Here is an 18,584-nt window from a genome sequence, read left to right as displayed (position 1 = left end):
AAACACACAAACACACAAACACACAAACACACAAACACACAAACACACAAACACACAAACACACAAACACACAAACACACAAACACACAAACACACAAACACATGAACACGATCCTCAAGGATGCCGCACAAGTTGCATAATCTACTTTCACAAACATGGCAGGTATGTTAAACTTGCTATAATTGAGAATGATTATCAAATTATGATAGGATTCAAATCCATATGAGGTATTGAATTGGAGTGAGAGCTTAATGCATACAGCTGATTTTCATCAAAACTTTGACCATTTTTTTGATGTGCTGCAACAGCCGAGGAAGAACGCTAATCGAACGGAGCATATAACTCTTCAGGCACAAATCGGTGAGGGCACCATTCGCCGTTTCGTACCGCGCTGTGATATGGAAGTAGTCATTTCAGAATATTCATTTCATCGCAATGTCATTATGAATCTTAAGCCTGAAGAACCGATGATCGAGCTGAGCTACTGCTTTCAAGGCGCAAGGGAACTCAGTCTTTCGGGCAAACGTCATGAGCATCTTCCAGGAAGCTGTACGCTGCAATTTATGAACAAGCCTGAAGCTCGATTCGAATTTAGCGGCAATCAATCCTTTCATATGCTGGGTATTGGCATTCCCGTTGCCACTTTTCATCATTTTATGGAAGATGCCTGTGGTTCAAAATCGATTGATTTTGATCACATTCTTGGCGGTCAATCTTTTCGTATGTTTCAAGAAACAATTGATCCGTCGGCTTCCGTTATTCTTCAACAATTCATGCAATCTGCCCAAACCAATGGCACAAAAAATATAGAGCTTGAGTGTCGAGTATTGGAGCTTTTATCTTTAGCATTCCGTTCCTTCCTCTATGAGAGAAGTTCGAAATCAACGAAGCTTTCCACAAGCGATATGCAGAAAATACGGCTGGCACATGATGTGATTCTGGATCGCATGGCGGAGCCCCCAACACTTTTGGAGCTTTCCCGGCTGATCGGTCTGAACGACTATAAATTGAAAATAGGCTTTAAAGAAATGTACGGCACTACTGTGTATGGTTATTTGCGGAATAAACGTTTGGAGAAAGCTTTTCTTTTACTACAAAAGGGAAATATCAGCGTGAATGATACGTCATGTGCCGTGGGATATTCAAACCCGAGCTACTTTGCAGAAGCATTTCGCGAAAAATTTGGCATAAATCCGGGAGAGTTTGTAAAGCGTGCTTATGTCTCAATGCAACTTTAAGTCTTTTTCGCGTTGATTCACAATGGTTCCATCTCTCCAACATCAGTAGAGATGCCTAATTTCATCCCTCGGGCCGCATCCGGAAGGGAATTTCCTTCAGTAAGGGGATAAAATCCTTTGCTGGTAGTCCGTTTGAGGTAGTTGTGTTCCTACTCAGTAGGTTGAATGAGGAAATGGACGATGGGGTGGAGAGCGGTAGCGTCCGCATTTAAAGATGGGTTCCTTCCGCTGTTTATATACATTCAGGGAACCCATCTTTAACAGCGGTGGAACCCATCGTTCATTTCCTCTGGACGCACAAAGCTAGGACACCCGCATCAAAGGACCCCGTAAGGAGTCTTTTTGCATCTATTAATCCGAATAACCAGCATGGTACTCCGTCTACAGGTAGATGCCGAATTAGCAGCCATAGTAAGATAAATTTGTGATAATGAATATCGTTATCAACAAATTAGATGTGAGAAGGAGAATGGGGAGCTAATGTTTGGTAGAAAATGGTTTATGGTCGTTATGGTTTTAGCCATGATTGTTATGGTGGCAGGTTGTTCAGGAAAGAACCAGGGAAATACGGGGACGGAAGCAAAAGAAACTCCAGTTTCAACAAGTGTTGGCAGCGCGTCAGATGGTTTGTTTCCAAAAACGATTAAGCATATGAAAGGAGAGACTGTAATCAAGGCCAAGCCTATCAAAATCGCAACACCGTATATTGCTTTTGTCGATTACCTTGCTGTTTTGGATACATATCCGGTTGCCGCACAAGGCGTTGAGACGATTGGGCGTGGTTTCCCGAGCTTAAGCAAGCTAATTGCCGGAAAAGAAATATTTGATCTTGGGCAGGAGGTGGATATGGAGAAGCTGCTTGTATCGGAGCCAGATGTGATTATTGCTGCCAATGATATGGAGGACAAGTATGACCAGTTATCCGAAATGGCTCCGACTGTGATTTTTCCGCAGGCTGGTGATTGGCGTGAAACTTTGCAGCAAATTGCCGAGGTGATCGGTAAAGAAGATAAAGCGAAAAGCGTGCTGGCTGAATTTGATCGTAAATCTGCGGAATACAAGACGAAGCTTGCTTTTAGAAGTGAAGAGTCCGTGCTGTTTACGATGTATAGCGGGAAGGAGCAGTTCCTGACTTGGGAGGTGGAAAGATTCGATCCTTTTTATAAGGGCCTTGGACTTAAGACTGTGAAAGGAGCAGAGAAAGGCGGTCAGCTTACACTAGAAAGCTTATCAGCACTAAATCCAGACCACATTTTTGTAATCAACAATTGGCAGGACCCTATTCAGGGAGGCGTCAAAGAAGCTTTGAAGGACAGCAAGGTGTGGAACAGCATGCAAGCTGTGAAAAACAATCGCGTGTATTACCTCGAAGATCCCTCGATTGTAGGACCGTTGGCTCTGGCCAAGATCGAAGGCATTGAACATATCATAAAGGCCATGGGTAAATAAATGGCTGAAGTCAGTCTCACGAAGCTCCAGCTTAGCTTAAGCATGGAGCTTTTTATTTTTCTACGAATCATGGTAATATTAATTTTCAGATCCTCGAGGAAGGCTTCTTTAGGTCCACGTATCACGACTTCATTCCGGGATTCTGCAGAGTTCCGCTTTACGTAACCGGACATTCAGCTCATTCGAGCCTGGCAGAATTTGCTGGGTAACCGGGGCAGGTGGAGGTTCTGATGAAATTAAAAATAGCTGCCAGGAGGAGAAAATGTTGCGATTACTGAATCGGATACAGAACTACTTGCTTGGAATAAGCCTGCAAAGGAAGCTAATCATTTTGTTTCTTCCCTTGGCAATCATCCCGTTATCCATTTTGGGCACATTTTCTTATTATAAATCGTCGCAGGTTGTGCAGCAGCAGGTTTGTCAAACGATTCTGGAAAGCTTGTCGCAGGTCAATTACAGCTTGAATTATTTTGTAAAGGATATTGAGCAGTTAACCATGTACATTTACAGCAATCGCGATATTCAAAAAGTGTTATCCAAGGATGGTCAGCGGACACTGGCAGAGAAGCATGAGGATGAGCAGCAGATCAATGATATTCTGGATACTTTTTTGGGCTTTAAAAGCTGGAATATTGCGATTTATTTGTTGGGCGCGAATGGCGACCGATACTTTACAGACAATCTGCTTCCGAGCAAATATGACGATTACAATGAGGATTGGGGCTTGTTTCGCAAAATGCGCTTGGCCGGCGGCAATGTCGTTTGGGATACACACTATAGCATGAAAAAAACCGAGGATTTCGGCATTGTACTGAGCAGTGGCAGGCTGCTGAAGCAAATTGAGACGAGTCAGCCGCTCGGATATATGGTTGTTGATATTATGGAGAACGCTCTTGCTGACAAATATAACAAGGCCCGTCTTCAGCCCGGTGGACAGATGCTGCTCTTAGATCGCAACGGCTACGTCATTTCCAGCAGCCCCTTTAAGCATATTGTCGGCACGAAACTGGATGAGCCCTATTTGGAAAATGTGCTGGAGGGCAATAAAGGTTTTTTTGAACTGGCAAGCAAAGGTAGCCCTCCGGCTATGGTTATCTACGATACATCAGAAATAACCGGGTTTAAGCTGGTCAGTGTTGTACCTGTAGCTGTGCTTACGAAGGAAAGCAGCAGTATCCGCAGCCTCACCTATTTTATCGTTATTTTGTTTGGTGTGATATCCTGCTGTGCCGCTTATGTGCTCTCGGTAACGATCACGAATCCGCTGAGGAAGCTGAAATCACTCATGTTCCAGGTAGAAACCGGGAATATGGATGTGGCCTTTCCTTCCAAGCACAAGGATGAGTTCGGACAGCTGGGGCTCAGCTTTAATAAAATGCTGCAGCGTATTAACCAATTAATCGATGAGGTTTACAAAAAGCAGTTGATGGTTCAGGAGGCTGAGATCAAAGCGATCCAGGCGCAGTTTAATCCGCATTTCCTTTATAATGCACTCGATTCGATCAATTGGATGGCCCGTATTCACAAGATGAATGATATCAGTCAGACAGCGATTTCCTTGGGTGAACTGCTGAGATTCAGTATCCGCAAAGGCCAGCCCTTCATTCAGGTGAAAGAGGACATGCAGCAAATCCGCAATTATTTGGTCATCCAGAAGATGCGCTACGGCGACAGGCTGGAAATGGAGATGCAGATCGATAAGAAGATTGAGAAGCTGTTTACACTTAAGCTGCTGATACAACCGCTTGTGGAGAATGCGATTACACATGGACTTGAAATGAAACCTGGCAAAGGGCATTTGTCGATACGAGGCACTCTAGAAGGTGAAAATGTTCGTTTTGAAGTTAGCGATGATGGTGCAGGGATGTCACAGGAAACGGTAGAGCGAATTCTTGACGGTAATTTTGAGTCCGAACACGCACATAATACAGGAATAGGACTGGATAATCTAAGGAGACGGCTGGAGCTTTATTTCCATGAACATTTCCGGTTCGATATCGTGAGTCAAACAGGACAGGGCACGAAGGTTACCATTGAAATTCCCGTCATGCGGACAGCAGGAGAGGATCGCCATGTATAAAATCATGATTGTCGAGGATGAATGGCTAGTTCTACAGGGATTGAAAATGACAATTCCCTGGTCTGAAATGCGCTGCAGCATTATTGCAGAAGCTGGTGATGGAGTGACTGCGCTTGAACGCATACAAGTGGAGCAGCCAGATATATTGCTTACAGATATCCGCATGCCAGCCATGGATGGCATTCAGCTCGCAGAAAAGGTGTCGCAGCAGTGGCCGCAGGTAAAGATTGTGTTCCTTACCGGTTTTGATGATTTTGCTTACGCGCAGAAGGCTGTTAAGCTGGGAGCCGTCGATTTCGTACTGAAGCCAACAAATCCGGAAGAGCTTATCGGCGTGATTGGGCGAATTACCGCCAAGCTGGATGAAGAGCGCAAGGTGCAACTGCTGCAGGAGCAGAGGGAGAGGCGGTATGGCTGGGAACAGCCGCTGATTCTGGAGAAAATGCTTTATGATGTTATGCTGGATTTTGCCGGAACGATGGAAAAGGAATGGCTGCTTGAGTACGGCAGGGAGATGATTAAAGAGAAGAAGGGGGAACTGGAAAGGGAGTTGCCAGAAAGTAAGCAGGATTTGCAAGAAACTGAGCAAGATTTGCAAGAAGGTATTACCTCCTCTAACTTCTCTAGCTTTTCTGGCTCCACTGCCACTTTTGCCAGCACTGATACATTGACCTATGTTCCATATAGAGTAATGGTGGTGCAACTGGATGGCTTGCCTGAAGCTGTTTTGGATCACGTGCGGCTGCGGGAGCTGCTCGAAGAACAACTTGGTGAGTTGACGGCTCTTCCATCTATAAGAATTCAGGAAAATCGCTATGCACTGATCGTTAACCGTCTGAAGGAACGCGAGGAGATAGCTCATTTTTTGGAGCAAATACTGCTTACGCAGCCGACACTTGCGGATAACTGCTTGATTGGGGTGAGTCTTGCATGTACTGGGATGGATTCACTCTCGGCTGCCTACCAACAAGCTATGAGCGCTCTATATCAAACCGTATTTCTTGGTCGGGAACGAGTGATTTGGTTTGATGATGCCGAAGGCACTCAGAATCCAAATGAGCTCAGTCCCTCTATCATGTTGGAGCTCGTTGAACTGGTCAAATGGGGGAGTCTGGAATCGATTCACGATAATATCCGCTTATGGTACAAGGAGCTGCTTCAGCGTTATTCAGATGGGCTGGATATGCGCCGGCGTTTTTATGAATTTATGGTGATGCTGTACTCTCTTTTATTGCGTGATAACGAATTGCGTGGCATTGTTCTGGACAGCGAATTTTTACTTGCATCTGCGAAGCGGGTTGAGGAGCCATTGGAGCAATCCTTGCACCGACTGATTGCTACCTTGTCAGAGTGGAACCGTCAATATACAGAACAGGCTGATTCCCATAAAAAGAGTGGATTCGAAGATATTGAGGCATTTATTCAACAGCATTATGCGGAGGATATTACACTCCAGGGCATTGCGGAACGCCATCACATGAGCGAGAGCCACTTCAGCCGGCTGTTCAAAAAACAGGTTGGCACCAGCTTCCTCGAATATTTGACATTGATTCGTGTGCGGCAGGCGAAGGAGCTGCTAACGAATCCGCGATTGAAAATTTATGAGGTTTCCGTGCAGGTTGGCTATCAGGATTCCCGTTATTTTAGCCAGATTTTCCGCAAATATACTGGTGAAACTCCAACCGAATTCCGCAAGAGACTGGGCATCGAAAATGTGCCGTTTTAACCTCTGTTGGCAGTCCTTTTCTCTGCCTTTGGTAGCAGTGCTAGCTCTTCATTCTCAGCACCTGCCGTCGCTAGGAAATCTCCTCAGCTCCACAACCAAGAGTAAAGCCCTTGCTGGCTGTCCGTTTGATCTTGGTGTTCGTGCGATTCGTGCGATTGCAGCCATTCCCTCCCGTAAAGCTCCAAAGATCACTCATCTCAAAGGACGCCGCAAGGGACTGTTGACAAAAGCCAATTTTACGAAAAAAGACTTTTAGATTCCCAGTGTTTATGCGGGTTCTCAAACGTCAATTTCGTCAAAAAGGTAATTTGTCAACAGTCCCGCATGGCGTTTTTTTATTGATTAAAATCGCTCCCCCATTGACTAACTCTGTGCTCTAAAGCACAAAATACATACGTTACGATCCAATCCCCGCTGCCCAATCAAGTTAGTCATGTAAATCAGGTTAACTGCCAAAGGTCCAATAAAGGGGAATGCATCTTTTACAGTGGCCACGCCCTCTTTTTCTAACGAACCCAGGTTTCGAACATGCTCTTCAAGGACAAGGTGATGGCAAAAATTTAAACATTCCCGCAATTTCGTCGCATTGAAAACACTTACATCTGTGGATATAGTAATACTAGTAAGTAAACGCATTCAAAACATGGAGGGTTACACAATGAGAAAAGCAGTAACTAGTATTTTGGCATCTTTGCTGTTAGTCGGTTCCTTAGCAGGCTGTGGCGTCAAGGATAATACGCCTGCCCAAACAGCAGGAAGCTCAACGGTTCCGACATCATCCCAGCAGCCAGAACCCCAAAAAGGCGGTAAGGTGACACTGTATTCTCCGAATGCAGCAGAGGTTAATAATCCAATTATTAAAGAATTCCAGGATCGCACAGGAATTGAAGTACAGCTTATTTCCGGGGGGACAGGCGATCTGCTGAAGCGTGTTCAGGCAGAAGCTTCGAATCCGTTAGGTGATGTGTTCTGGGCTGGTGGTGCAGATTCATTGGAGGCATACAAGCAATTTTTTGAACCTTACCAAACGAAGGAATTCGATAATCTGGCTCCGCAGTATGTAGATAAGAACAACATTTGGACACCATTTGCTGCACTGCCTATGATCATTATGTACAACAAAGATTTGGTCAAGGAAGGCGAGGAGCCGAAAGGCTGGACGGATCTGACGGATCCGAAATGGAAAGGTAAAATCGCTTTTGCCGATCCTGCCAAGTCGGGTTCCGCCTACACGCAATTAATCACCATGCTTACGGCTAACGGCAAGGATGATGGCTGGGGCTTTGTCAAAAAGTTTGTAACGAACCTCGACGGAAAAGTACTTTCCGGATCAGGACTTGTTTATAAAGGCGTGGCTGATAAGGAGTTTGCGCTGGGTGTTACGCTTGAGGAAGCAGCATTGCGGTATGTTGAAGGTGGTGCGAAGGTCGGCATCATTTATCCGGAAGAGGGAACGTCAACGGTACCAGATGGCGCCGCGATTATCAAAGGGGCTAAAAATCTGGATCAGGCAAAGCAATTTATCGATTTTCTAGTAAGCAAGGATGTGCAGTCGCTGATTCAAAAAGAATTCAAACGCCGTTCGGTACGCAAGGATGCTGAGACACCAAATGGGATTGCTGACGCCAAGGATATCAAAGTAGTGGATTATGATTTCGATTGGGCCGCTACGAACAAAGATAGCAACATCAAGCGTTTCGGTAAAATTGTAACAGGTCAGGAATAAGTTTGTTATGTAAAGCGTGGTGCCTAACTTTTAAAGGTGAAGGCACCCTTTTTTTAGAAAACTGCGATTGATTGAAGCAAACGAAGCTAGTAATAGCATCAGACAGCATTATATATCCCTTACAAAGTGTTTTTCTCAAGAAAATGGAGGTTTTTGTCATGCAAAAAATCGTGTTCGACCACGTGACCAAATATTTTGGAACCGCTAAGGCAGTCAATGATGCTCATCTGACTATCCAGGAGGGCGAATTTTTTACGCTGCTTGGACCAAGCGGATGTGGGAAAACAACACTGCTGCGCACGATAGCAGGTTTCTACCGTCAGGAAGAAGGCGATATTTACTTCGGAGAGCGTAAGATCAATGATGTGCCCACGCATGAACGCAATATCGGCATGGTATTTCAAAACTATGCGATTTTCCCGCATATGACCGTATTTGAGAACGTAGCCTACGGGTTAAAAGCAAGAAGTGTAAACAAGAAAGAAACGGAACAGCGTGTTATGGAAGCTCTGGAAATGGTCCAACTCCAGCATTTACGTGATCGGGTTCCTTCTGATATGAGTGGCGGCCAGCAGCAGCGGATCGCATTGGCACGCGCTATCGTTATTCGTCCAGGCCTGCTGTTAATGGACGAACCACTTTCCAATTTGGATGCCAAGCTTCGAATCAAGATGCGCTCCGATATTCGCATGCTGCAGAAAGAACTGAACATCACGACGATTTATGTGACGCATGATCAGGAGGAGGCGCTGGCCGTCTCAGACCGGATCGCCGTTATGCATGAAGGGACTATCCAGCAGATTGCTCCACCGGAGGACATCTACGCGTATCCCGCCAATCAGTTCGTAGCCAACTTTATTGGTACATCCAATTTTATTGAAGCACACTGCCAGAGAGGGGCAGCTGCGGTAGCTGCAGATGAAAAGGTAGTGGCTGAAGCAAAAGCAGTAGGGAATATCCAGCTGTTGGGGGCATCCTTTGACCTTCCGCTAACGAAGCCGTATGAGGGGAAGGTCATGATGTCGCTGCGGCCCGAGCGTATTCGGCTTGAAGCTCCAGATGGAGCGAAGCCGCTAATTGAAGGTACAATTGAATCGGTGACCTTCCTTGGAGAAAAGGTGAGCTACCTTGTGAGGCTGCAGAACGGGCCTGTTATCGACGTGCAGGAGCATGCAGTAGAGCCGCATCAGCTGCGTAAAGTGAAGCAAGCTGTGCATGTGAACCTGCAGCTGGAGAAGGCTACGATGTTTGACGGAGGCGGCAAGGAGGTGATCTATCGTGCAACCTACTAAGAGAAGCAGGTTGTTTGCATTTAAGAAGTGGGATTTTTGGTCCTGGGTGACCTTGGTCATGTATTTGTTCTTGTTCGCTTTCATTGTTTATCCTTTATGTTCTTTATTTATTAACAGCTTTTACAACGATGAAGGCGTGTTCTCACTTGAAACCTACGCCAATTTCATTAAACTTAAATATTATTATGGAGCTTTATGGAACAGCTTGAAGGTGTCAGCTTTTGCAACCATATTTGCTATTCTGATTGGCGTTCCTTTGGCTTATGTAACATCCCGATATAATGTGAAATTTAAAGGACTTATTCAGATTCTGGTCATTATGTCGTTGTTATCGCCGCCTTTCATCGGAGCTTACTCCTGGATATTGATGCTTGGAAATAATGGATTTCTGACCCGTTTTTTTCATGACATCGGTATTCCGTTCAGTTCGGTGTATGGATGGAAAGGGATCGTATTCGTCTTTACACTGCAGTTCTATCCGCATATTTACTTGTATGTGTCTGGCGCGCTAAAAACGATCGATACTTCACTCGAGGAGGCCGCGGAGAGTCTGGGACGCTCCAGCTTTCACAGGCTTCGCACGGTAACGCTTCCATTGATTTTCCCGACATTATCAGCCGGAGCACTTATGGTATTTATGGCTTCCTTTGCTGATTTTGGCACACCGATGCTGCTTGGACAAGGCTTCAAGGTACTGCCGATTCTGGCATATGAGCAGTTTATTAGTGAGATGGGCGGCAATCCAGCCATGGCGAGCACACTTAGTATTATTCTGATCGTCTGCTCGACAAGCATCCTCTTCCTTCAGCGGTATTTTGTTTCCCGTAAAAATTATACGATGACCGGTATGCGCACACCGAAGGTGCAGACGCTGCGTCCACTTACGAAATGGCTGCTCACTGCAGGCGCACTGCTTGTGGCGTTTGTATCGATTATTCCGCAGGCCACGGTTATTGTGACTTCCTTTATTAAAACAAAAGGGCCAGTGTTTCATGCAGGCTTCAGTCTGAACAGCTACAAGGAAATATTATTCCGTGTGCCTAAAGCCATTCTAAACACCTACACGTTTTCATTAATCTCGATTGTCATTATGGTCATAATGGGTATGCTGGTGGCCTATGTACTGGTCCGCAGAAAATCCAAGATTACGGCAATGCTCGATAGCTTGATCATGATTCCATATGTAATGCCAGGAACCGTTCTTGGAATCAGTATGATTATTGCTTTTAACAAGCCTCCGGTTGTGCTGACAGGCACATGGATCATTCTTGTTATTGCCTATGTTGTGCGTAAGCTGCCCTATACAATCCGCTCCAGTACAGCCATATTGTATCAACTGGACCGCAGTGTGGAGGAAGCTTCGATCAGCCTGGGTGTTCCTCCGATGAAAACTTTTTTCAAAACTACGGGACGGTTAATGGCACCAGGCGTATTATCGGGAGCGATATTAAGCTGGGTTACGACCATCAATGAGCTGAGCTCTACGATCGTCCTTTACTATGGGGCAACTGCGACGATTTCTGTTACGATTTACAGCGAGGTCTTTACAGCCAATTATGGCACTGGCGCTGCGCTGGCTTCCATTTTGTCCGTCACGACGCTGGTTTCCCTGCTTGTTGCCAACAAGCTCAGCAAAAAAGGGCTGATGATGTAATTGGGCTAACTGCTTCTTGTGTTACAATAGGAATTGGTTGAAATTTTGTCAGGCTTTTGCCTTTTCATTAACATTGACTGACGATTTCCAGCATGCATTCTTATTGGCGGGGAAGGATTGTGGCACAATCATGAGTCTGAAAAAATGGGCATTGTGGGGCATAGCGGCTTTGCTGATCGTTACAGCCACTGTATTTTATATGATAAATAGCAATAAATCTGGTGTTGCTAGCAAGGAGTCGACCCCTGGAACAGCACTTTCGATCTGGCTGTACAGCCAAGGCTGGGAAGCCTATATCAGTGAATTTCAGCAAATGTACCCAAACGTCGCTATCGATGTGCGCTATTTCCGTTCAAGTAGGCAGCTGCTTGAGGAGCTTCTGGCATCCATTTCTGCCAACGCTGCGCCACAGCTAGCTGAGCTGCATAGCTACTATGGCGTTGCAGAATTGGTGGATACAGGTGCAGCGCTTCCTGTTAATAGGTCTGCAAGAAAGGAATGGAGCCAGATCAATCCGGCATTTACAGCTCCTTTTCACTATGAGGATCAAGATTGGGCAGTCCCGATAGGAGGGGCTATACCTATGCTCTATTATCGGGAAGAGCTGCTGAAGCGTACACAAGGTGGAGCGTTTACCCGATGGGATGAGGTTGAGCGGGCAGCTTCAGAGGAGCAAGCGGAGGGTTTAGCCGCCAATGCTGAACAATATTGGGGCATAGGCGTTGATAAGGAGCTGCCGTGGTATGTCGATAATCTGTCCTTTACACCAGGCGGGAATAATGATGAATCAACCCTTGGATTGGATGCTTTTTACTCGAGGTGGAGCAACTGGATTCATACCTTGGGAATTATGAAGCCCTTGGCCCATCACAGAGCGGCCAGCGATTTTATTAACGGGAAAATAGGCTTGTTTATCAGCTCTTCGGAGATGCTTCCCACAGTAGAACGTTATATTGGAGGCAAGTTTCAATTTGATGCCGGGCACCTGCCGGAAATGGAGCAGCATGGGATCGTTCCGGGCATACATGGATTGGTTGCTTTACAATCTGTGCCTGCCAAGGTGAAAGCGGCTGAAAGCTTCATTACTTATATGCTGCGGGAGCAGACACAGGCTGCTTTATGGCGGATGGATGGGATGATTCCTTCCCGTTCCGATATCGTGTTCAAGCTGCAGGAAGAAACAGGCTGGAGTCTGCGGCAGAAGGAGATTCTCGATTCGACGGGAATGTTCGTTGTGAAATATCCTTCAACAGCAGATTTTGAACGTTGGAAGACTGTTCAGTCACAGCTCGAGCAGTTGGAACAAAAAGCAGAGGTCCCGGCTGCAGTTGAATAAACACGAGCGCAATTCTGCACATAAAAAAGGGAGAGCAAAAGCATGAATATAGAAACGATCAGTTTGCAGGGGACTACTGAATGGAATGAGGACGCACTCGTTATCAATGAACAATTGCAGTTGTATGGGGTTATAGATGGAGCTACCTCTCTGCATCCATATCGGGGCCCCAATAAGGAGACAGGAGGCTACTTGGCCTCTCAGCTCATTAAGCAGTATTTAGAGTCGTTGAACGCAGAAGCAATTAATGATATGAATCTGAAGCAGCTTGTCCTCCAAGCTAACTTCCGGCTGCACGAACAAATGGTGTTGTCCGGGATCAATCCTCATGACAAAGCTAGCCTATGGACAACCGCACTTGCCCTCATCCATATTACGGATACAAATATTGATTATGCACAGGTAGGGGATTGTATGATTACAGCCGTATATAATGACGGTACCATTCGGCTGGTAACTCACGATCAAGTTGCGCACATTGACCGCAAATCCAAGCTGATTTGGGAAGAAGGTATCCGCAAAGGAATTACGAAACGTGAAGACTTATGGGAGCTCGTCAAGCCTACTATTGTTCAAAATAAGTCAAGTATGAACACAATGGGGGGTTATTCAGTGATGAGTGGCGAACCTGAGCTGGCCAACTTCATCGAATACGGCCGAATTAACCGGAATCAATTGAAGGCGCTGCTTATAGTCACCGATGGGCTTTTCTTGCATCCGGAGAGCGGAAATGAATCCCGCGATATGATGAAGGAACTGACGCAGCGCATTGCCGGCAGCACGCTGAAGGACTATTCGGAGTGGCTGTTTAATCTGGAGTTCGAGGACAAGGATTGCCAGCGTTATCCGCGGTTTAAGGTGTCTGATGACAAGTCGGGAATTTGGATCCAGTTTGAGCAGCAGTAAATAAGAAGCAAAAGAGCAGTCGTATTTAATACACGCGGCTGCTCTTTTGCTTATTTAGACTTGTGCTTACGGCTATAGGACTGGATGCGTTTGTAAAAGGATTTATCTTTTAAATGTAAAAAAAGAGATATACTGGGCGCAAAATTCGCCTCAATAATCCATACCTTGCCGTTGGAATCGAGGCCTATATCCATGCCTATCGTATGAAGCCAAGGGTAGTGAGCGTGAAGTATTTGGGCTGTTTTTGTTGAAACCTTATCCATTTTTTTCTGAATTTCTTTTGCTGAAGTGCCTGTGATATTAGAACGCTCAATCGCAGTGATAAGCGGGATAACAGTCCCTTTACTGCGGGCAATATTGGTGACAATATACCCCGAACCGGCCAGCTTGGCTAATTTACCAGTAATGGTCCAGTTGGACTTTCCTTCCCTTTGCACCATCACACGAATATCAAACGGTCTCCCTTTGATCTCTGACAGCGGAATTCTTTGCTGAATCATATGGGGGGCTTTTTTTGTTTTACTATGAACGAAAGCATAGGCTTCTTTTTGCCCGGATATCGTTTTTTTAGTTTTTTCATAGTGGACTTCATATTTTCCTTTTCCAATTGAGGCTACCTGAATGACTCCGAAGCCCCCCGAGCCTGCGCTTGGTTTAATGATTACTTTTCGGTATCTAGCTACAAGGGTGTGGAAAGCGTGATTGCTCATTTTCCTCGTGTCAGGAAGCGAAGAAGCCAATTCGGGAGACTTGGCCATAATGATATGTTTGAACATTTTATCCAGTTTATAACCCATTCTAATGCCCCCTTATCATCGCACAACCATGGATCCATATTTTAAAATATATGCGTAAAATATAGATCCGTTTGTATGGATGACCAAGCTTCACGAAAATCGGGACGAACAAGGACTGGACCTGAGCAGAAGATCAGGTCCAGTCTTGTTTTAACATATAAAGTAGTTTTGTGGTGATGCCTGGAGAGAAAAATTCTCGATCATACAGTGCAGCTTTATAGTAAAAAAAGTAGACGGTGTGGCCCATCCTCCTCCTTGGTAACCAGAAAGGAAGCTCTGATTATCCTATCGCAACTATCCCTTCCAATCAGGAAAGCAACTTCTGCTGGCAGTCTGTTTGAGCGTGGCAAGATCGGCATTTTGAAGCTGAGAGGGAAGGCATGTGGGAGGAAGAACGAGAGTAGCGGCTTAGTAGCAGTCCGCCCTCCGCCGAAATGATCGTGTGCTCCACTTAACGATGTTTTTCATCGTTAAAGCAAGCGTTCCAGGTCAATTCGTCACGTTAATGATGATTTTCATCGTTAAAAGAGGGCAAATGACCTCCTCGGGGGGGAAAGGGGATTTTAACGATGTTTTTCATCGTTAAAGTAAGGATGTGCGGTCGACCTGGTGCTTTTAACGATGAAAAACATCGTTAAAGCAGCGGTTCCTCTCGGTTGCGCGTGCTGGCGGGGGCGCTCTTCATCCCAAGCGCCTGTGCCCGCTAGGAAATCTCCTCTACTCGAGAGAAAAACCCTTGCTGGCTGTCCGTTTGAGCTTGTTGTTCGTGCGATTCATGCGATTGTAGCTAAAGAGAGGGAAGGGTTGTGGGCGGAAGAGCGGTAGCGTCCACCTTTAAAGATTTGTTCCTACCTCCTCATCCACTTCATTCAAGGGAACAAATCTTTAACAGCGGCTGGAGCCCACAGCCATTCCCTCCGCAACGCACCCAAGTCCCGAACATACACATACCTCAAAGGAAGCCCAAAAGGCGTCTTTCTCAAATCATTAGAATCTCGCGGATATCCTGCTCAGTTAGGGAAGACAGTGCTTCTTGTCCCGGCTGGATGACTTCCTCGATCAGGTTTTTCTTTTTTTGCTGCAGCTCGTACATCTTATCTTCCATCGTGCCCTGGGTGATGAGCCGGATCACCTGGACGACATTTTTCTGCCCGATGCGATGTGCCCGGTCGGCGGCCTGCTGCTCGACAGCAGGGTTCCACCACAAATCGTAGAGGATAACGGTGTCCGCTCCAGTCAGGTTCAGCCCGGTGCCTCCTGCTTTGAGAGAGATGAGGAACAAGTCCTTCTCACCTTCGTTAAACCTCCTGCATAGCTCTACACGTTCGAACGCAGGCGTTTTGCCATCCAGGTAGAAATGTGGAATACCCTGATAGCCCAGCTCACGTCCAATAATATCCAGCATCTTGGTGAATTGCGAGAAGATTAGCATGCGTTTCCCAGCACTCCTGCATTCCTCAATAATTTCCATCAGCTGCTCGAATTTGGCGGAGCTTCCGGTGTAATCTTCGACGAATAGAGCGGGGTGACAGCACAGCTGGCGAAGACGGGTTAGGCCGGCAAGAATTTTAATTCTGTTTTTCTGAAAGCTGTCTTTATCCAAATGCTTCAATGTTTCCTTTTGCAGCTTGGCCAGGAAGGCTACATAGAGCTTTTTTTGCTCAGGGAGCAGCTCGGAGGCTTGCAGCGACTCAATCTTCTCCGGCAGCTCCTGCAGAACGTCGGTTTTCAAGCGCCGCAGCAGAAATGGACGGATACGCTTGGCCACGATTTCCCTGGACAATTCGGCAAATGCTCTTCTGCCTGGGAACAGCTGTGGAAACACTACATCGAAGATGGACCATAGCTCCTCGAGTGAGTTCTCCACAGGTGTTCCAGTTAGGGCAAAGCGATAGCGGGCCTGAACCTGTTTGACGGATTTTGCCGTCTGCGTGGCATGGTTCTTGAAATACTGTGCTTCATCCAAGAAGAGCGTATGGAAGGAAAGCTCAGTAAACAGATCCACATCTCTGCGCAAAAGTGGATAGGAGGTAATGATAACATCCGCCCGGGAATCGTTCTTCAGTACATGACTGCGATCTGCTCTGCTGCCGTCTGCAATGACAGCCCGGATTTCCGGTGCAAATTTTCTCATCTCATTGAGCCAGTTATACACAAGAGAAGCAGGGGATACGATCAGCACTGGAAGCTCCAGCTCTCTAATCTCCGGCAGCACAGAGGCAATAAAAGCGATGCTTTGCAAAGTTTTGCCAAGTCCCATTTCGTCTGCAAGGATGCCTCCAAAATGGTAATGGGCGAGCGTCTTTAACCATTGGAACCCATACTTTTGGTAATCTCGCAGCACTAAGGCCATGCTTTCTGGAAGGGGGAAATCCAAATTATCCGGATTTCGCATATTTTCCAAAAGCCTGCGAAACGATTTCCCCAGGCTGATCGCATTTCCTTGTGTTAGGGAAGAGTCGATCAGGTGGAGCCCGCGCACTACCGGAAGGCGGATTTTGCCGCCATCCAAATCTCCTTGGCGAATTTCCAGTTGATTCATCAGCTGGATGATTTCCTGGAAATCAGGGTTTTCAAGCGGCAATAAAGCGCCGCTGCTCAGGCGGTGGTATTTGCGCTTCACCTCCAGGGACTGCAGCAGGCTGCGGATATCAGCTTCAGGAATCCCCTGCATATCGAACTGGAATTCCAGCCAGTCAATTCGTTCATTCGTATCTATCTTAATCTTAGGAAATACATGTCCATAATGAATTCTTTCTTTCACAACCGTGGTGGCATACACCTCCAGCAGCTTCTCCAGCTGTGGAACGATGTGGTACAGAAAGTCATATTCCGCGTCTTCATCATCCATGAAGTATCCACTTTCAGTTACAGCGAAGGGACTTTGCTCCATAAGACTGAGGATTTGGGCTTCCTGCTCTCCATCCCGAACAAGGATACGGTCGGCGCCACGTTTCTTGCCTGCTCCTTCTAACGGATTAATGACAATATCGCCGTATTGAAACTCAAGTCCGGCAAGCAGGCGATCCCTAACCCTGTCCAGATACAGCTTGGCTTTAAGCTGAGTCTGCACAATGCGATCAGAAACGGCTTGAGCGATACGGACACTACCCAGCTTCATCAGTCCAGGAATGACCTTCTCCATGAAAGGTTCCATTTCCTCCGGAGGAATTTGTACCTCGTTTTTGCCGGATGCTTCAACCATTCTTTCCAGCCCCGAGAGCCGTTTGCACAGCGATTCCTGCAGCTTCAGCAGCTTTCCATCACACAGGACAATCCCATAGGCTTCCATGACGGTGATGTTGTCCAGGCCATGAATATTCAACTGATAGCCATCGGTCTGTGATTGATCGAATTCAAAATGGAGAGGGATTTCATCATCAGAAATATGAATGCCCTCGAAAGAGCGGCCATCTTGCTCCATCTTTACCGCGGGAGCCCGAAGCAGCAAAGGGAGAAGGGCTTCCCAAAGTACTGGAGGAATCAGAAGCATCCGGTCGCCGCTCATACTGTTTGTATAATAAGAATCTTGAGCATTCGTTGTTTCGCGATACATCTTCTCATATTGATAGATTTCGATTAACTGTCGGATGACGGCATCATTTTCTTTCTGAAAACTGTGCAGCTCTGGAACGTAAGTGAAGTGCTTGGAAAAAAAATAGGTTTCCCTGCGGTCCATGCGTTCGAGAAAGTCTCTTAGCTTTTGTACGATATAAGGTCGTTTGGGCCCAATTCTGAGCTCAATGCCGAACATATACTTCCGAAAGCCGTAAGCGAAGGGTTTGCAGATGAATTCCACCTCCAGCAGTGCCCTGGAATCAAAGCGCGGCAGTAAACTGCTTGGACGAAGTGGCTTATCACTGAACAGTCCCAGCATGCCATTGACCAGTTCCCGATTAGCTCGATTAGATATATCGGAGTGTCTTGCTTGAAATCCTGCATTTTGGGATATGGAATGTTGCTGCATATGATAAATATTCAACAGGACAGCCGCTATATGTTCACAGAAATTGTCTTCCGTATGAAAAGCGTGACAGGTACATGACGCATTCACATCTCCGTTTCTTCTTATATCAATGGTGACCGGGTAGTCATTAATTCCTTTAACCTTAGATTCATAGAAAGAAGCATCAGGATCATATTTCGTCAATGCTGCATTTCCTTCCCGGTAGTATACTTCTCCACGTTCATATGAAGCTGCTCCGCATAACAGCTTAATTATCCGCTCTGTCAGTTGAAAGCTCATTTGTCTTGATCATTCCTTTATAATTTAAAATTTCAGCTGAAGAATATAGGGTAAGGAATAGTTTCTATTTCTCCTTTCTTATGATAACCTATACTAGGCAATTAGGACAGGAGATACAATTGGCTTACAAATG

The 18,584-nt window shown here is 46.1% G+C and carries 13 protein-coding genes; 10 read left to right on the top strand and 3 right to left on the bottom strand.

Going from position 1 to position 18,584, the window contains the following annotated elements; genetic code table 11:
• Window positions 1-252 precede the first annotated feature (252 nt).
• Both J2Z66_RS34635 and J2Z66_RS34630 read left to right on the top strand, forming a co-directional pair.
• Window positions 253-1,239, top strand: a complete 987-nt coding sequence (locus tag J2Z66_RS34635) for a helix-turn-helix transcriptional regulator (RefSeq protein ID WP_209977350.1) — start codon at window positions 253-255, stop codon at window positions 1,237-1,239.
• 480 nt (window positions 1,240-1,719) lie between these two features.
• Complete coding sequence (locus J2Z66_RS34630; RefSeq protein WP_209977349.1) at window positions 1,720-2,688, top strand: ABC transporter substrate-binding protein; 969 nt, start codon at window positions 1,720-1,722, stop codon at window positions 2,686-2,688.
• Here J2Z66_RS34630 and J2Z66_RS34625 read toward each other — a convergent pair.
• The gene (locus J2Z66_RS34625) at window positions 2,601-2,861 is read right to left on the bottom strand and encodes a spore germination protein (RefSeq protein WP_209977348.1); all 261 of its coding nucleotides are present in this window, start codon (window positions 2,859-2,861) and stop codon (window positions 2,601-2,603) included. The two genes, J2Z66_RS34630 and J2Z66_RS34625, sit on opposite strands and share 88 nt — an antisense overlap.
• Before the next feature lie 89 nt (window positions 2,862-2,950).
• On the opposite strand from J2Z66_RS34625, the gene J2Z66_RS34620 reads away from it, so the two are divergent.
• The 7 genes from J2Z66_RS34620 to J2Z66_RS34590 all read left to right on the top strand — a co-directional run bounded on the left by J2Z66_RS34620 (window position 2,951) and on the right by J2Z66_RS34590 (window position 13,408).
• Window positions 2,951-4,768 (top strand): cache domain-containing sensor histidine kinase, encoded by a 1,818-nt coding sequence (locus tag J2Z66_RS34620; protein WP_209977347.1) that lies wholly within the window; start codon window positions 2,951-2,953, stop codon window positions 4,766-4,768.
• Entirely contained in the window at window positions 4,761-6,494 is a 1,734-nt protein-coding gene (locus tag J2Z66_RS34615; RefSeq protein ID WP_209977346.1) for a response regulator, read from the top strand. The genes J2Z66_RS34620 and J2Z66_RS34615 overlap by 8 nt, the downstream gene beginning before the upstream one ends.
• A gap of 658 nt (window positions 6,495-7,152) precedes the next feature.
• Complete coding sequence (locus J2Z66_RS34610) at window positions 7,153-8,220, top strand: ABC transporter substrate-binding protein (RefSeq protein ID WP_209977345.1); 1,068 nt, start codon at window positions 7,153-7,155, stop codon at window positions 8,218-8,220.
• Between the two features lie 158 nt (window positions 8,221-8,378).
• Window positions 8,379-9,512 (top strand): ABC transporter ATP-binding protein, encoded by a 1,134-nt coding sequence (locus J2Z66_RS34605; protein ID WP_209977344.1) that lies wholly within the window; start codon window positions 8,379-8,381, stop codon window positions 9,510-9,512.
• Window positions 9,499-11,166: an ABC transporter permease gene (locus J2Z66_RS34600; RefSeq protein ID WP_312894931.1), complete on the top strand. Its 1,668-nt coding sequence runs from the start codon at window positions 9,499-9,501 to the stop codon at window positions 11,164-11,166. Before J2Z66_RS34605 ends, J2Z66_RS34600 begins: the two co-directional genes overlap by 14 nt.
• Before the next feature lie 130 nt (window positions 11,167-11,296).
• The gene (locus J2Z66_RS34595) at window positions 11,297-12,502 is read left to right on the top strand and encodes an extracellular solute-binding protein (RefSeq protein ID WP_209977343.1); all 1,206 of its coding nucleotides are present in this window, start codon (window positions 11,297-11,299) and stop codon (window positions 12,500-12,502) included.
• A gap of 42 nt (window positions 12,503-12,544) precedes the next feature.
• On the top strand, window positions 12,545-13,408 hold the full coding sequence (locus J2Z66_RS34590) for a protein phosphatase 2C domain-containing protein (protein ID WP_209977342.1): 864 nt from the start codon (window positions 12,545-12,547) through the stop codon (window positions 13,406-13,408).
• A gap of 50 nt (window positions 13,409-13,458) precedes the next feature.
• Here the strand turns inward: J2Z66_RS34590 and J2Z66_RS34585 are convergent, their stop codons facing one another.
• Window positions 13,459-14,205 (bottom strand): YheC/YheD family protein, encoded by a 747-nt coding sequence (locus J2Z66_RS34585; protein WP_209977341.1) that lies wholly within the window; start codon window positions 14,203-14,205, stop codon window positions 13,459-13,461.
• Between the two features lie 621 nt (window positions 14,206-14,826).
• Here J2Z66_RS34585 and J2Z66_RS34580 point away from each other — a divergent pair.
• A complete protein-coding gene (locus J2Z66_RS34580) occupies window positions 14,827-15,030 on the top strand; it encodes a hypothetical protein (protein WP_209977340.1) in 204 nt (67 codons plus the stop codon).
• A 154-nt stretch (window positions 15,031-15,184) separates the two neighbouring features.
• Here J2Z66_RS34580 and J2Z66_RS34575 read toward each other — a convergent pair whose 3' ends face one another.
• The gene (locus J2Z66_RS34575) at window positions 15,185-18,451 is read right to left on the bottom strand and encodes a DEAD/DEAH box helicase (protein WP_209977339.1); all 3,267 of its coding nucleotides are present in this window, start codon (window positions 18,449-18,451) and stop codon (window positions 15,185-15,187) included.
• Window positions 18,452-18,584 lie beyond the last annotated feature (133 nt).

Source organism: Paenibacillus eucommiae, assembly GCF_017874215.1.
In the GTDB taxonomy this organism is placed as follows: domain Bacteria; phylum Bacillota; class Bacilli; order Paenibacillales; family NBRC-103111; genus Paenibacillus_AI; species Paenibacillus_AI eucommiae.
The sequence above is the reverse complement of the archived record's forward strand: the minus strand, read 5'-3'. Positions and strand labels throughout refer to the sequence as shown.

Bases quoted from the DNA above. Each gene is read 5' to 3' on its own strand.
- J2Z66_RS34635 (WP_209977350.1), top strand. From the start codon at position 253: ATGCATACAGCTGATTTTCATCAAAACTTTGACCATTTTTTTGATGTG.
- J2Z66_RS34630 (WP_209977349.1), top strand. From the start codon at position 1,720: ATGTTTGGTAGAAAATGGTTTATGGTCGTTATGGTTTTAGCCATGATT.
- J2Z66_RS34625 (WP_209977348.1), bottom strand. From the start codon at position 2,861: ATGTCCGGTTACGTAAAGCGGAACTCTGCAGAATCCCGGAATGAAGTC.
- J2Z66_RS34620 (WP_209977347.1), top strand. From the start codon at position 2,951: ATGTTGCGATTACTGAATCGGATACAGAACTACTTGCTTGGAATAAGC.
- J2Z66_RS34615 (WP_209977346.1), top strand. From the start codon at position 4,761: ATGTATAAAATCATGATTGTCGAGGATGAATGGCTAGTTCTACAGGGA.
- J2Z66_RS34610 (WP_209977345.1), top strand. From the start codon at position 7,153: ATGAGAAAAGCAGTAACTAGTATTTTGGCATCTTTGCTGTTAGTCGGT.
- J2Z66_RS34605 (WP_209977344.1), top strand. From the start codon at position 8,379: ATGCAAAAAATCGTGTTCGACCACGTGACCAAATATTTTGGAACCGCT.
- J2Z66_RS34595 (WP_209977343.1), top strand. From the start codon at position 11,297: ATGAGTCTGAAAAAATGGGCATTGTGGGGCATAGCGGCTTTGCTGATC.
- J2Z66_RS34590 (WP_209977342.1), top strand. From the start codon at position 12,545: ATGAATATAGAAACGATCAGTTTGCAGGGGACTACTGAATGGAATGAG.
- J2Z66_RS34585 (WP_209977341.1), bottom strand. From the start codon at position 14,205: ATGGGTTATAAACTGGATAAAATGTTCAAACATATCATTATGGCCAAG.
- J2Z66_RS34580 (WP_209977340.1), top strand. From the start codon at position 14,827: ATGAAAAACATCGTTAAAGCAGCGGTTCCTCTCGGTTGCGCGTGCTGG.
- J2Z66_RS34575 (WP_209977339.1), bottom strand. From the start codon at position 18,451: ATGAGCTTTCAACTGACAGAGCGGATAATTAAGCTGTTATGCGGAGCA.